This is a genomic window from Streptomyces sp. NPDC041200 (assembly GCF_055591805.1).
This window is the reverse complement of record NZ_JBVIZF010000001.1, coordinates 948,380-961,785: the sequence shown is the minus strand read 5'-3', so window position 1 is coordinate 961,785 and position 13,406 is coordinate 948,380. Positions and strand designations below refer to the sequence as shown.

Sequence of the window (13,406 nt, the reverse complement as noted above, 5' to 3'; positions counted from 1 at the left end):
CGGTCATCGCCTCAACCCTTTCACCCGATTGCCCCGATTTGGGGGATCGCCTCGCCGTGTGCCGTCACTACGGCGTGCGGGCGGCGCCAACTGCCAGCGGTCGCCATGGCGTTCGACGAAACCCAGGGCGAGCAGTTCATAGAGCCGGCCCACGGCCTCCTCACAGCTCGTCCCGGAATCCCTGGCCACCTCACGTCCGTCGTTGCCGCCCTGTGCCGACAACGCTTCCAGCACCCGTGCCGTCACGGGATCGAGCAGGTCCCGCTCGACGAGGGGCCCTTCCCGGACAGGGGCGAGGTCCCCGATGGCGCCGATCAGCTCGGTGATTTCGTCGGCGTCGGTGACCAGGACGGCCTCGCCGCGCAGCAGTTCATGGACCCCCGCGGAGAGCCCGCTGGTGACCGGGCCGGGCACGCCCATGGTGGACCGGCCGAGCTGCTGTGCCCGGCGGGCGGTGACCAGCGATCCACTGCGGTACTCGGCCTCGATGACGACCGTGCCGCGGGTGAGCGCGGCGATGACCCGGTTGCGCAGCACGAAGCGGCCGCGGGTGGGATGCGCGCCGGGCGGCAACTCGGCCAGTACCAGCCCCTGTTCCGCGATGCGCTCGATCAACTCGGTGTGCCCCCGCGGATAGGGGGTGTCCACGCCGGAGGCGAGCACGGCGATGGTGGCCCCGCCCGCGGCGAGGACCCCGCGGTGCACCGCGCCGTCCACCCCCTGGGCCGCGCCGGAGACCACCACCCAGCCCCGCTCGGTGAGCCCGGCACCCATCGTCGCCGCGACATGGGCGCCGTAGTCGCTGCAGGCGCGCGCTCCCACCACGGCGACCGAGCGCAGTGCCCACATGCGCAGCGACGCGGGGCCCCGCACCCATAACCCGACCGGGCGAGCGTCCCCCAGGTCGTCGAGCTGACCGGGCCACTCCATGTCCCCGGGGCAGATGAACCGCCCGCCGCTGGCGGCGATCAGGCCGAGGTCGGCCGCCGGGTCGAGCCCGGTGGCCCGCAGCGCGCATCCGGCCAGCCGCTGCGGGCTCGCCCCGGACGGCGGCTCGGCCTCCCCGGTGAGCGCCCGCCACAGGCCGACCGCCCCCAGCTCGCGCAGCCAGCGGCCCACCGCTTCGTCGCCGGGCTCCACGAGCCGGGTGAGGGCCGCGCGGGCCAGCCGCTCCTCGTCGCCTACGCCCGGCCCGGGGTCAAGGGCGCGTGATGGCCAGGGCGCCACGAGCGGGCCTCCCGCCGGGAAGGCGGCCATCAGCACTCCCCCGCGCCGACCGGCACCCCGCGGGCCACTCCGGTGCGCAGCTGGAGGGCCTGCGCGACATCCGGCGCCAGCGGCCGGTCGTGCCCGGCGAGGTCGGCGACGGTCCAGGCGACCCGCAGCACCCGGTCCAGGCCGCGGGCGGTCAGCAGCCCGCGCTCCATGTCGCGCTCGGCCTCCCGGAGCGCCCCGGGGCAGGCATGCCAGCGGGTGCGCAGCTCATGGCCCGGCACTTCGCTGTTCAGCCGCCAGGGGGTGTCCGCGAGGCGCGCGGCGGCCCGCTCCCTCGCCTCGCGCACCCGGGCCGCGACCGCGGCGGTGCCCTCCGCCGTGCCGCGCGCCCCGGTCAGCTCGGCCCGGCTCACCGCCTCGACGTGGACGCGCAGGTCGACCCGGTCCAGCAGCGGGCCGGACAGCCGCGACTGATAGCGGCGGACCGTCGAGGGCAAGCATTCGCAGCCGCTCCCCAGCAGCCCGTGGCGCCCGCACGGGCAGGGGTTGGCGGCCAGCATGAGGAGGAAGCGCGCGGGCATGCGCATCATGCCCGCGGAGCGGGCGACCACCACATGGCCCGATTCCAGCGGCTGCCGCAGGGCGTCCAGGGCCCGGCCGCTGAACTCCGGCGCCTCGTCCAGGAAGAGCAGCCCGCGGTGGGCGAGCGAGACCGCACCCGGCCGCGGCAGCCCGTTTCCGCCGCCGACCAGGGCGGCCATGGTCGCCGAGTGGTGCGGTGCGCAGTACGGGGGTGTCTCCACCAGGGGCTGGCCCGGCGGCAGCGCTCCGGCCACCGAGTGCACGGCGGTGACCTCCAGCGCCTCCTGCTGGGTGAGCGGCGGCAGCAGCCCGGGCAGCCGCTCGGCGAGCATGGTCTTGCCCGCGCCCGGCGGCCCGATGAGGAACAGATGGTGGCCCCCGGCGGCGGCGACTTCCAGCGCGGAGCGCGCGGCCCGCTGCCCGGCGACCTCGGCCAGATCGGGGCGGCCCGCCCCGGCCCCGGGGAGTGCGGCCACTCCGGCGCCCATGCCCGCGCCGGGCATGGTGAGCCCCGCCAGCATGGGGTCGGGCCGCCCGGCCTCCAGCGGCTCGTCCTCCTCGGGGACCGGTTCGTCGGTGAGGACCGCGATCAGCTGGCGCAGGCTCCGCACGCCGAGCACCGAGACGCCCGGGACCAGGGAGGCCTCGGCCGCGGTCTGCTCCGGTACGACGACCTGCCGGTATCCGGCCTCGGCGGCCGCGAGCACGGCGGGCAGCACTCCGCGCACGGGCCGGACCCGGCCGTCCAGGCCCAGCTCCCCGATCATCATCAGATCGGCGATCTCCCGTGGGTCGATGCGCTCGGCGGCGCCGAGCACCGCGCAGGCCACGGCCAGGTCGAAGCCGCTGCCGCCCTTGGGGACGGACGCCGGGCTGAGCCCGACGGTGAGCTTCTTCTGCGGCCAGGCGGCGCCGGAATTGACCACTGCGGCGCGGACCCGGTCCCGGCTTTCCACCAGGGATTTGTCGGGCAGACCGACCAGGGCGAAGGCGGCCACGCCGGGCTCCAGATCGGCCTGGACCTCGACCACCACGCCCTCGACCCCGACCAGGGCGACCGAGCAGGTGCGGGCGAACCCCATTCAGACCACCCCCCGCAGGTGCTCGACCACGGGCGCGCCGCGCCGCGGCAGCACCACGCCCACCAGGTCGATCCGCACGCCCTCCGGCGGCGGCCCGCCGTGCCGCTCGAGCCAGCGCTCGGCGAGGCGGCGCAGCCGGTCGGCCTTGCCGGGCCTGACCGCCGCCGCCGGAGGTTCGTAGCCCTCCGCGCGACGAGTCTTGACCTCGCATACGACCAGCGCCCCGGCGTCCAGCGCGACGATGTCGATCTCGCCGTCCCGGCACCGCCAATTGCGCTGCAGGACGGTCATACCGGCCTCGGCCAGCCGGCGCGCCGCCAGGTCCTCGCCGTAGCGGCCCAGTGCTCCCCGGGCGTTCATTCGGCACCACCTCCGGCACCGACTGTGACGCCCCCGCCCCGAATTCAGGGATCTTGGTGGATTTCTGTGGACGACCCGCCGCAGGTGGACAACTCAGCCACCCGGAAGAGTGAGTCAGCCACGGAAGGCCGACCCCGGAAGATCAGCCGCCCGGAAGGTCGAGGTCGCTCTTGTTCAGCTCCTCGATATTCACGTCCTTGAACGTCAGGACGCGTACCTGCTTGACGAACCGCGCCGGTCGGTACATGTCCCAGACCCAGGCGTCCGCCATCGACACCTCGAAGAAGACCTCACCCTGGACCGAGTGCACCTGCATCTCGTAGTCGTTGGTGAGATAGAAGCGGCGCTCGGTCTCGATCACGTATTTGAACAGACCGACGACGTCGCGGTACTCCCGGTAGAGCTTCAGCTCCATCTCGGTCTCGTACTTCTCGAGGTCCTCGGCGCTCATGGCATGTTCCCCTTCAGCCGTGCGTCCCCCCATTGTGCGTCAGACGCGCTCAGTCTCCAGGATCACCGGTGTACTGGGCGGTCCCTGTTCGAGCAGCGTACGCAACAGTCCCACGAGCCGGGTCGGGTATACCGGCTCGGTGGCCCCGGCCAGCTCCTCCACCGTCCACCAGCGCGAACCGGTCATGCTGCGCCGCTCCAGCTCAGTCAGCCCCTCGGGGCGCGTCGTGGTCTGCTCCGTACGGGCCAGGTAGTACCACTCGTCCTGGTCCCAGCGGCGGCCGTAGAAGGGAAAGGAGCAGGTGCGCCGCCACAGCAGCGGGCCGAGCCGGACATCGGTGATCCCGGTCTCCTCCGCCAGCTCGCGCAGGGCGGCCTGCTCGCGGCTCTCCTCGCCCTCCAGCCCGCCGCCCGGGGTGAACCACCAGGTCAGCGACGGGTCGTCCGGTTCGAAGCCGTGCAGCAGCAGGATCCGGTCCCGCGGGTCGAGCAGCACCACCCGGGCGACCTTCCGCAGCGGCCTCGCCTCCGCGCCGGTCCCGTCGGCCGTGTCGGCCGTGTCGGCCGTGTCGGCCGTGTCGGCCGTGTCAGCCCTGTCAGCCCTGTCAGTCCCGCCAGTCCCGTCAGCCACTGGCCGCCACCTTCTCCCGCGTCTCCTCCCGCCGGGTGGTGCCGCCTCCCATCCGGCGCGCGACCGGCCCGTAGGCCGCACCTCCCAGGATGAGCACGGCGCCGGTCAGGACCGAGACCAGGACGATCCGGAGCGGACCGGCCTGTGAGACCCCGCCCGGCAACTCCTTGAACACCTCCGGGCGCTCCATCATGCCGAAGGCCCCCAGCGGCCAGGCAGTGGCGTCCACCCGGGCCGTCACGGCATCCGTGGGGACGGCTCCATGGCTGCTGTCGCTGAGGTGCACCCGGGAGTCGAGGGAGTCGCTGCGGTGGTCGCCCATGAGGAACAGGCGCCCCTTGGGCACGGTGGTGGAGAACCGGGTCATCGAGGCCGGTTCCTTGTCCTGCAGATACGGTTCTTCGAGGACCTTGCCGTCCACGGTGATGCGGTTCTGCTTGTCGCAGCACACGACCTTGTCACCGCCGACTCCGATGACCCGCTTCACCATCGGCAGGGCGCCCCAGATCTCGTCCTGGAAGACGACCACATCACCGCGGCGCACCTCACCGCCGTCGATGCGCTCCGCGAGCACCCGGTCGCCCTTGCCGATCGTCGGCGACATCGAGTCGGTCGGGACGCTGTACGGCTTGTAGAGCACCGCACCCCAGGCGAAGCCGCCCAGGAACAGCACACAGCCGACGGCCACCGCCAGCCCGGACAGCACGGCGCCCAGCCTGCTGCCCCCCGCCCCTCGGGCATCGCTCATTCCAGTGCTCCCGCCGTGTCCAGCAGACATAGAAGGTCATGTTCCGCATGCCCTGTGGCACGGGATCGCACCTTACCCGCGGTAGGGGCGTCAGTCAGCCGTCCCCCGCACCTTTGCCGCCTGCCTGCGACGACGCCACAGCACGAGCGGCACCGCGCCCGCGAGCCCGAGCGCCGAGGGGGCCATGGAAGCCGCCGCGCTCAGCCCCGGCTGCTCGAAGGTTCCGGGGACCGACAGGGCGGACCAGCGGTTGATGGGCCAGGCGACCACGATCGCGCGCCCGACGACGTCGTTCACCGAGACCGTGCCGTTGTGCAGGTTCTGGTGGTAGCGGGAGTCCAGCGAGTCCTGACGGTGGTCGCCCATCACCCAGATCCGGTCCTTGGGCACCTTGACCGGGCCGAACGGCTTCTCGTCACACGGAGTGTTCCCGGGGAAGATGTACGGCTCGTCCAGCGCCTTGCCGTTGACCATCACCTTGCCGCCGCGCTGGCACGAGACCGTGTCCCCGCCAGTCGCGATCACTCGCTTGATCAGGTCCTTCTCATCGGCGGACGGCATCAGGCCGACGCGGCTGAGCGCCTCCTGGATGCCCTCGGCGATCGGGCCCGCGTCCTGCGTCTGGGTCTCCCCGAGCCAGCCGCCCGGGTCGTGGAAGACCACCACCTCGCCGCGCTCCGGCTTCGAGCCGAACCACGGAGTGAGCTTGTCCACCAGCACCCGGTCGCCCCGCTGCAGCGTGTTCTGCATCGAGTCGGACGGGATCGAGAAGGCCTGCACCAGGAAGGTCTTGATCAGCAGCGCCAGCACCAGCGCGATGAAGATCAGGATCGGCAGCTCCTTCCAGAAGGAGCGCACCTTCCTGCCCTTCGCGGGCCGCCGCCCGGCACCGGCCGCCTTGCCCTCCTCCTCGGAGCCGGCCTCCCGCTCCGCACCGGGCCCGGACCCGGACCCCGGCCCGGGTGGTCCCGAAGGGCCGGAGGGCGGGGTGTCAGCCGGTCCGGCCGCGGGAGCGCCGCCCGCTGCCAGGGACGCCCCGGCCGCTTCCGGTGCCTGGTCCGCGGTCCCCTCTCCGCTCGTACCGGGCCGCCTCTCGGGCTCTTCGTGACCGGATCGCGCGCCGACCGCCAAGTCCCCCACATTCACTCCTCACGCCGCTGCCGCCTGCTCCACGAACGGCGCAGGCCCACCACTCCCATAACGAGCGGGAGTTCCGCAGGGGTCGGGAGCTGGATCATTCCTTGCTGATCCATGGGGGACAGCCTATGCGGCGCACCGCTCACCTGTGTCGCCCCACTCGGCGCGTCCCGCACGGAGGCGTACGCTCCGGGCTCCTCCAGCTGCCGCATATGGCCGAACGGCCATGCGATCACCACGGCCCGGCCCACCACGCTCTCGTCCGCGACGGTGCCCTGGTACGCCTCGCTGAGGTGCACCCGGGAGTCCGCCGAGTTGGCCCGGTGGTCGCCCATCATGAACATCCGCCCCGCGGGGACGGTCACCTTGAACTTGCGCTGCGAAGGCGCGTTCCCCGGGTACAGATACGACTCGTTCAGCGGTGTCCCGTTGACCGTGACCCTGCCGTTCGTGTCACAGCATGCCACCGTGTCGCCGCCGACGGCGACCACCCTCTTGATGAGGTCCTGCTCGTCCGACGAGGGCAGCAGCCCGATGAAGGTCAGGAACTCCTTGCCCTGCTTGATGACCGGCGGATCGTCCTTGGGCGGCTTCCGCTCGTCCTCGAGCCAGCCACCGGGGTCCTTGAACACCACCACGTCCCCGCGCGCCGGCTTGGAGCCGAACCACGGGGTGAACTTGTCGACCAGCACCCGGTCGCCGATCTTGATCGTCTGCTCCATCGAGCCGGACGGGATCACGAACGCCTGGACCAGGAAGGTCTTGAGGACCAGCGCGATCACCAGCGCCACACCGATCAGGATCGGTATCTCCCGCACGGCGGAACGGCGTCTTCTGCGCTTGATCCGCTGCTGCACCCGGCGACGCTCCGCGCGCGTGGCCAGACGCCGCTGACCCGGCTCGCGCTGCGGCGCGGCAGGGGCGGGGGCGAGCCCCGCCCGGCGGGTGCCGGAGCGGGGGCGTCCGCGGTTACCCATGCGCACCGCCGGGGGCCGCCGCGCCCTGCGCTCCGCCGGGTCCTGGGACGTGGGCGAAGGCTTCCGGGCCCCGGACGCGGGACCACCGGCCAAACGGCCAGCCGATCCAGTCGGCACGCCCGATCACCTGGTCCACGGGGACGGTGCCGCCGCCCGGCTCGCCGAGGTGGTCGCGGGAGTCCCGGGAGGCGCTGCGGTGGTCGCCCATCACCCACAGCCGCCCTTCGGGCACGACGGTGTCGAACGGCACCCGCGAGGCGCTGTCCCCGGGGTACAGATAGTCCTCGTTCACGGGCCGGCCGTTCACCTCGATCCTCCCCCGCTTGTCGCAGCAGATGACCCGGTCACCGCCGACGCCCACCACGCGCTTGATGTAGTCGGTCTCGGCGGGCTCGGCGAGACCGACCGCCGCGGCCGCCTTGCGCAGCGCGCCGGTCACCGGGTTCCCGGACGGCCCCTCTTGCAGGAAGGAGCCGGTGCCGTCGAAGACGACAACGTCGCCACGGCGCGGATCGTCCCCGAAACGGTAGGCGAGCTTGTTCACCAGCACCCGGTCCCCGGGGCGCAGGGTGTTCTCCATGGAGCCGCTGGGGATCAGGAACGGCTGCACCACGAACCCGCTCACCAGCAGGACCAGCGCCATGGAGGCGGCCGCGAGAAGCGCGGCCCGCCGCCACGGCCACTCCTGCGTCCGCCCGGCCTCGGGCTGCTCCTCAGGGGGCCGCTCCGCCTCGGGCTGCTCCGCGGGAGGCTGCTCCGGGGAATGCGAAGAGCGCGATCGCTCCTCGTGCTCCGGGTCGGAGCAGGAGGAGCGATCGCGCTCCGCGAGCCGTCCTTCGATGTCCATCGGGCCAGAGCCTATCCGGCCCGGCCGGGGCATCCGACGCTAGCTCAGTAGTCGCACAAAACTCAGTTGGTGCGCTTCTCCTTGATCTTCGCGGCCTTGCCGCGGAGGTCACGCAGGTAGTACAGCTTCGCGCGGCGCACGTCACCGCGGGTGACGACCTCGATCTTCTCGACGATCGGGGTGTGCACCGGGAAGGTGCGCTCGACGCCGACGCTGAAGCTCACCTTGCGGACGGTGAAGGTCTCCCGCACGCCGGAGCCCTGGCGGCGGATGACGACGCCCTTGAACTGCTGGACACGCGAGCGGTTGCCCTCGATGACGCGGACGTGGACGTTGACCGTGTCGCCGGGGCGGAACGTCGGGATGTCGCTGCGCAGCGACGCGGAGTCGACGTTGTCGAGCAGGTGAGACATGATCGTCTGCTTTCTTCGCTGATGCCACAGGTCATCAGCGGCATATCGGAATGTTGATTCGGAGTGCCGCCCTCATCGGGCGGGCGTCGGTCCCCCTGTGGCAGGGGCGCCCACCCGGACGTACGGCAGCGGCCTATTCTTCCACGGGCCGGTCCGGCCGCCCAAATCGGGCCCGTCCCCCGGTTTCGCCCGCTCCGGGCAGCTCCTCCCAGCCGAGATCGGCCAGGAGCGCCCGGTCGTGCTTGTCGAGCGTCGCCGGGTCGCACCGCTCGATCAGATCGGGGCGGTGGGCGCTGGTGCGACGGAACGCCTCGTCCCTGCGCCACCGCGCGATCTTGCCGTGGTGGCCGCTGACCAGCACCTCCGGGATGCCCCGGCCGCGCCACTCGGGGGGCTTGGTGTAGACGGGCCCCTCCAGCAGATCGGCCATCGCGCCGGGGGCGAAGGAGTCGTCCTGGTGCGACTCGGCGTTGCCCAGCACACCGGGCAGCAGCCGGGCGACGGCCTCCGTGATCACCAGGACCGCGGCCTCGCCGCCCGCCAGGACGTAGTCGCCGATGGAGACCTCGTGGATCTCCAGCCGCTCCCCGTACTCCTCGATCACCCGCCGGTCGATGCCCTCGTAGCGCGCCGGGGCGAAGACCAGCCAGGGGCGCTCGGACAGCTCCACCGCGAGGGTCTGGGTGAACGGGCGACCGCTCGGGGTGGGCACCACGAGGGTCGGCTTGGGCAGCCCCTCGTCCTCGCCCGACGCGATGACCGCATCCAGGGCCTCGCCCCACGGCTCGGGCTTCATGACCATGCCCGGGCCGCCCCCGTACGGGGTGTCGTCCACCGTGTTGTGCCGGTCGTGCGTAAAGGAGCGCAGGTCGTGCAGGCGGACGTCCAGCTGTCCGCGGGCGCGCGCCTTGCCGACCAGCGAGACGTTCAGCGGCTCCAGGTACTCCGGGAAGATCGTGATGACGTCGAGCCTCATGACGACGCGTCCTCGACGTCGGTGGCGATCTCAGCCTCGGCCTCGTCCAGCAGTCCCGGCGGCGGGTCGATGACCGCGCGCTGCTCCTCCAGGTCGATCTCCGGCACCATTTCGGAGACGAACGGGATCATCACCTCGCCGCCATCGGGCCGCTTCACGATCAGCAGGTCCTGGTACGGAAGGTGGGAGATCTCGGAGATCCGGCCGACCGCCGTGCCGTCCACGGTGACCACGTCGAGGTCGATCAGCTGGTGGTCGTAGAACTCCTCGGGGTCCTCCGGGACCTCCTCGGGGTCGACCTCCGCGATGAGCAGGACGTTGCGCAGCGCCTCCGCGCCCGTACGGTCCCGCACCCCCTCGAAGCGCAGCAGCAGCCGACCGCTGTGCACCCGGCCGGTCTCGATGGTCAGCGGTCCGGCCGAGGCGGGCTCGGTGGCCAGCACGGCGCCCGGACCGAGCCTCAGCTCGGGCTCGTCCGTGCGCACCTCGACGGTGACCTCGCCCTTGATGCCATGGGCACGGCCGATCCGCGCGACAACCAACTGCACGATGCATGTCCCTTTCACGCACACGGGCCGGGGACGGCCCAAAGCCCTCCCCGGCCCGTGCCGGTGCTCCTATTGATCGCCTCTCAGCTGACCTGATCCACGTCGACGAGGTCGACGCGGATCCCACGGCCGCCGATGGCGCCCACAACGGTGCGCAGCGCGCGGGCGGTGCGGCCGTTGCGGCCGATCACCTTGCCCAGGTCATCGGGGTGCACCCGGACCTCGAGCACGCGTCCGCGACGCAGGTTGCGCGAGGCGACCTGCACGTCGTCGGGGTTGTCGACGATGCCCTTCACCAGGTGCTCGAGGGCTTCCTCGAGCATCCTCAGGCCTCGGTCGACGCGGTGGACTCAGCGGTCTCGGCCGCCTCGTCCGACTTCTTCTCGGACTTCTTCGCCTTCGGGGTGATGGCCTCACCCTTCGGCTCGTCACCGGCGTCCTTGGCCGCGGCCTCGAACAGGGCGCGCTTGTCGGCCTTCGGCTCGGCGACCTTCATCGGAGCCGGGGCGGGCAGGCCCTTGAACTGCTGCCAGTCACCGGTGACCTTCAGGATGGCGAGCACCGGCTCGGTCGGCTGGGCGCCGACCTTCAGCCAGTGCTGCACACGCTCAGAGTCGACCTCGATGCGCGAGGGGTTCTGCACCGGGTGGTACAGGCCGATCTCCTCGATCGCCCGGCCGTCACGGCGGGTGCGGGAGTCGGCGACGACGATGCGGTAGTGAGGCGAACGGATCTTGCCCAGACGCTTCAGCTTGATCTTGACTGCCACGGGAGTGGTGTCTCCTGGTCTTGACGTGGTTGAGCACTGCGAAGTGCCGCGTGGGGTTGCGGTACCCGAGTGCCCGATGGACGCGTCAGCCGGAGGAGAGAGGGGTCCTGGTCGGCTGTCGAGTACAGCGGACCATTCTGCCACACCGTGACAGGTCAGCCGACCGCGGCCACCGCGTCCGGAATGCGGAACGGCTTCCCGCATCCCCCGCACATGATCGGCGCCTGGGCCAGCACCGACGGGACGACGCGGACGTTCCGCCCGCAGTCGCACACCGCCTTGACGCGGACGCCGCCCCCGGACGAACCGTGCCGTGCCGCGGGCCCGCGGAAGGCGCGGGAGGTCTCGGCCGCGGTCGCGACGGTGTGCGCCTTGAGGGCGCGGTGCAGCCGGTCGATCGTGGTCCGGTAGCGCTTTCTCGCCTCGGGACTGAGGGTGACCAGCGAGAAGCCGCTGCTTGGGTGCGGCTCCTCGGAGTGGTCGAGCCCCAGCTCCTCGGCGATCGCCAGGAACCGGCGGTTGTGGTAGCGGCCGGCGCGCGAGGTATCACGGACACCGCGGGCGGCGGCGATGCCGTGGACTGCCTCGTGCAGCAGCCGTTCGAAGGAGAGCTCGGCGCCACATGCGGACGACGACTCTCCGATCAGCGATTCGGGCGCGGCTAGATCTGGCAGCTCGGGGTGGTGCCGTTGAATGTCGGCCCACGCCTGTGCCAGCTCTGCGGCGAGTACAGGTGGTGTCGTGCTCACGTCGTGCTAACGAGCAGGAGCCGCCCGGTGTTCCGATTCCGGGGCATCTCAAATAATTTGCACGTACCAGTCAGTTCAGCGCTGATGCGTCGCGACGAGGGCGGGTGCGCACATGCATGGATGAGCCGCCCACGGCGCACCAAGGCGGTACGTACCGCCACGTACGGCCCGGCCCGTAGACACCGGCGCAGACACCGGCCCGCAGACATCGGCCCGCCGAGGACGCGTACACCGTCGGCACCGGCTCGCCGTCCCGCGCCCTCAGTAGGCGCGTGCCACGAAGGCGACGTTACCTGGCGCGTCATCCGCGTCCGGCACCGCCCCGTCCTCGGTGACCAGACACCGTACGGACACCGCCCGCTCGGCGAGCGCGGCCTCGCCCTCCGGGCCCAGATCGGCCCACCGGATGCGCGCCCAGCCGCCCGCGGCCGCCGCCTCCGCGGCCTCTTCCACGGTCCGCGCCTCCACCGTGCGCGCCGCGCGGCGCTCCCGCGCCTGGCGCAGCAGCAGCGCCTGGTCCTCCTCCAGTGCCTTCGGCACCGCCTCGGCCAGCAGGTCGGCGCGCACCGGTTCCTTGCCGCCCGGAATGCGCCGGACGAGGGTGGCGGTCCCGGCCGCCAGGTCGCGCGGGCCGATCTCGACGCGCACCGGCACGCCCCGCAGCTCCCAGTCGACCGCGCGGCGGCCGAAGGGGACGTCGGTGCGGTCGTCGACCTGGACCCGCACCCCCGCCGCCGCCAGCCGGTCGCCGGTCTCGCGGACCGCGGCGAGCACCGCGTCGTCGCCCTTGACCGCGAGGACGACGGCCTGGACCGGGGCCAGCCGGGGCGGCAGCCGCAGCCCGTCGTCGTCGCCATGCGTCATCACCAGCGCGCCGACCAGGCGGGTCGTGCTGCCCCAGGAGGTCTGCCAGACCAGCTCCTGCTCGCCGTCCCTGGACAGATAGCGGGTGTTGAAGGCGCGGGCGAAGTTCTGGCCCAGCTCATGGCTGGTGCCCAGCTGCAGCGCCTTGCCGTCGCCCATCATCCCTTCCAGAGTGAGGGTGTTGACGGCGCCCGCGAAACGCTCCCGGGCGGTCTTGCGCCCCAGGACGACGTCCATGGCGAGCACGTTCTCCATGAAGTCGGCGTAGACATCGCGGTGGATGCGGGCGGCGAACTCCCGGGCGTCCTCGTACGTGGCGTGCGCGGTGTGCCCTTCCTGCCAGAGGAATTCGGTCGTCCGCAGGAACAGCCGGGGCCGCAGCTCCCAACGCACCACATTGGCCCACTGGTTGATCAGCAGTGGCAGATCGCGGTAGCTCCGCACCCACTTCGAGAAGTACTCGTTGACGATCGTCTCGGAGGTGGGCCGGACCACCACCGGCTCCTCCAGCTCCTTGCCGCCGCCGTGGGTGACGACCGCGAGTTCGGGCGCGAAGCCCTCGACGTGCTCCGCCTCCCGGGTCAGGTACGACTGCGGGATGAAGAGGGGGAAGTAGGCGTTCTGGACGCCCACCGCCTTGATCCGGGCGTCCAGATCGCCCTGCATCCGCTCCCACAGCCCGTATCCGTACGGTCGGATGACCATGGTGCCGCGCACCGGTCCGTTCTCGGCCAGCTCGGCCTTGCTGATGACATCCTGGTACCAACGCGGAAAATCCACCGCACGAGGGGTGAGAACGGGTGCTTTGACCATGGCGCCGATCGTACGGCGGCGGCGCGGCGAACCGCGGCGAATTTCCACCGGGGCGGGCCGGGGCGGGGCTGGGCACGGGGCGGTCGCGGGAGCGGGGCCGTTCGCCAGGGCGTGTGGGGGCGCACGGAGGGGGCACGCAAGCACGGCCGTGAAAGCTCTGGACGCGGGGACGGATGCGGAGTTCTCTGGCATACGGGGGTGGGACGCGACGAGCGGGTGCCCTGTGGAAGAGCCCGGCACGATCC

15 protein-coding genes and 1 pseudogene are annotated in these 13,406 nt (G+C 72.0%); all 16 read right to left on the bottom strand.

The genetic code is table 11. The features are described from left to right. Positions 1-3: 3 nt before the first annotated feature. Positions 4-1,257, bottom strand: a complete 1,254-nt coding sequence (gene dprA, locus ACZ6CL_RS04505; RefSeq protein WP_468930953.1) for a DNA-processing protein DprA — start codon at positions 1,255-1,257, stop codon at positions 4-6. Further along, the gene (locus ACZ6CL_RS04500; RefSeq protein ID WP_468930950.1) at positions 1,257-2,879 is read right to left on the bottom strand and encodes a YifB family Mg chelatase-like AAA ATPase; all 1,623 of its coding nucleotides are present in this window, start codon (positions 2,877-2,879) and stop codon (positions 1,257-1,259) included. Before ACZ6CL_RS04500 ends, dprA begins: the two co-directional genes overlap by 1 nt. Next, positions 2,880-3,239 (bottom strand): YraN family protein, encoded by a 360-nt coding sequence (locus ACZ6CL_RS04495; protein WP_468930947.1) that lies wholly within the window; start codon positions 3,237-3,239, stop codon positions 2,880-2,882. It lies immediately after the preceding gene. Between the two features lie 142 nt (positions 3,240-3,381). Beyond that, on the bottom strand, positions 3,382-3,690 hold the full coding sequence (locus ACZ6CL_RS04490; protein ID WP_009714730.1) for a DUF2469 domain-containing protein: 309 nt from the start codon (positions 3,688-3,690) through the stop codon (positions 3,382-3,384). Positions 3,691-3,729: 39 nt separating this feature from the next. Further along, entirely contained in the window at positions 3,730-4,206 is a 477-nt protein-coding gene (locus ACZ6CL_RS04485) for an NUDIX hydrolase (protein WP_468931284.1), read from the bottom strand. 106 nt (positions 4,207-4,312) lie between these two features. Next, positions 4,313-5,068: a signal peptidase I gene (gene lepB, locus ACZ6CL_RS04480; protein ID WP_468930945.1), complete on the bottom strand. Its 756-nt coding sequence runs from the start codon at positions 5,066-5,068 to the stop codon at positions 4,313-4,315. A gap of 90 nt (positions 5,069-5,158) precedes the next feature. Continuing rightward, entirely contained in the window at positions 5,159-6,208 is a 1,050-nt protein-coding gene (gene lepB, locus ACZ6CL_RS04475; protein WP_468930942.1) for a signal peptidase I, read from the bottom strand. Beyond that, a pseudogene (gene lepB / locus ACZ6CL_RS04470) lies at positions 6,120-7,182 on the bottom strand (signal peptidase I); the annotation flags it as partial. The gene lepB (ACZ6CL_RS04475) and the pseudogene lepB (ACZ6CL_RS04470), both read right to left, overlap by 89 nt. Continuing rightward, positions 7,175-8,029, bottom strand: a complete 855-nt coding sequence (lepB, locus tag ACZ6CL_RS04465) for a signal peptidase I (protein WP_468930940.1) — start codon at positions 8,027-8,029, stop codon at positions 7,175-7,177. The pseudogene lepB (ACZ6CL_RS04470) and the gene lepB (ACZ6CL_RS04465), both read right to left, overlap by 8 nt. Before the next feature lie 62 nt (positions 8,030-8,091). Then, complete coding sequence (rplS, locus tag ACZ6CL_RS04460; RefSeq protein WP_009714736.1) at positions 8,092-8,442, bottom strand: 50S ribosomal protein L19; 351 nt, start codon at positions 8,440-8,442, stop codon at positions 8,092-8,094. Between the two features lie 133 nt (positions 8,443-8,575). After that, entirely contained in the window at positions 8,576-9,418 is an 843-nt protein-coding gene (gene trmD, locus ACZ6CL_RS04455) for a tRNA (guanosine(37)-N1)-methyltransferase TrmD (protein WP_468930938.1), read from the bottom strand. Further along, positions 9,415-9,966 carry a ribosome maturation factor RimM gene (gene rimM, locus ACZ6CL_RS04450; protein ID WP_468930935.1) on the bottom strand — a complete coding sequence of 184 codons (552 nt, stop codon included), beginning with the start codon at positions 9,964-9,966 and terminating at the stop codon, positions 9,415-9,417. Before rimM ends, trmD begins: the two co-directional genes overlap by 4 nt. Before the next feature lie 83 nt (positions 9,967-10,049). Beyond that, the gene (locus tag ACZ6CL_RS04445; RefSeq protein ID WP_003958958.1) at positions 10,050-10,289 is read right to left on the bottom strand and encodes an RNA-binding protein; all 240 of its coding nucleotides are present in this window, start codon (positions 10,287-10,289) and stop codon (positions 10,050-10,052) included. A 2-nt stretch (positions 10,290-10,291) separates the two neighbouring features. After that, positions 10,292-10,735 (bottom strand): 30S ribosomal protein S16, encoded by a 444-nt coding sequence (gene rpsP, locus ACZ6CL_RS04440; protein WP_398301635.1) that lies wholly within the window; start codon positions 10,733-10,735, stop codon positions 10,292-10,294. A gap of 155 nt (positions 10,736-10,890) precedes the next feature. Next, a complete protein-coding gene (locus tag ACZ6CL_RS04435) occupies positions 10,891-11,484 on the bottom strand; it encodes a hypothetical protein (protein ID WP_009714740.1) in 594 nt (197 codons plus the stop codon). Positions 11,485-11,745: 261 nt separating this feature from the next. After that, a complete protein-coding gene (gene proS, locus ACZ6CL_RS04430; RefSeq protein ID WP_468930930.1) occupies positions 11,746-13,161 on the bottom strand; it encodes a proline--tRNA ligase in 1,416 nt (471 codons plus the stop codon). Positions 13,162-13,406 lie beyond the last annotated feature (245 nt).

Coding starts and splice junctions, on each gene's coding strand:
- lepB (WP_468930940.1), bottom strand. CDS start 8,029: ATGGACATCGAAGGACGGCTCGCGGAGCGCGATCGCTCCTCCTGCTCC.
- dprA (WP_468930953.1), bottom strand. CDS start 1,257: ATGGCCGCCTTCCCGGCGGGAGGCCCGCTCGTGGCGCCCTGGCCATCA.
- ACZ6CL_RS04490 (WP_009714730.1), bottom strand. CDS start 3,690: ATGAGCGCCGAGGACCTCGAGAAGTACGAGACCGAGATGGAGCTGAAG.
- proS (WP_468930930.1), bottom strand. CDS start 13,161: ATGGTCAAAGCACCCGTTCTCACCCCTCGTGCGGTGGATTTTCCGCGT.
- ACZ6CL_RS04445 (WP_003958958.1), bottom strand. CDS start 10,289: ATGCTCGAGGAAGCCCTCGAGCACCTGGTGAAGGGCATCGTCGACAAC.
- trmD (WP_468930938.1), bottom strand. CDS start 9,418: ATGAGGCTCGACGTCATCACGATCTTCCCGGAGTACCTGGAGCCGCTG.
- lepB (WP_468930945.1), bottom strand. CDS start 5,068: ATGAGCGATGCCCGAGGGGCGGGGGGCAGCAGGCTGGGCGCCGTGCTG.
- rplS (WP_009714736.1), bottom strand. CDS start 8,442: ATGTCTCACCTGCTCGACAACGTCGACTCCGCGTCGCTGCGCAGCGAC.
- ACZ6CL_RS04500 (WP_468930950.1), bottom strand. CDS start 2,879: ATGGGGTTCGCCCGCACCTGCTCGGTCGCCCTGGTCGGGGTCGAGGGC.
- ACZ6CL_RS04495 (WP_468930947.1), bottom strand. CDS start 3,239: ATGAACGCCCGGGGAGCACTGGGCCGCTACGGCGAGGACCTGGCGGCG.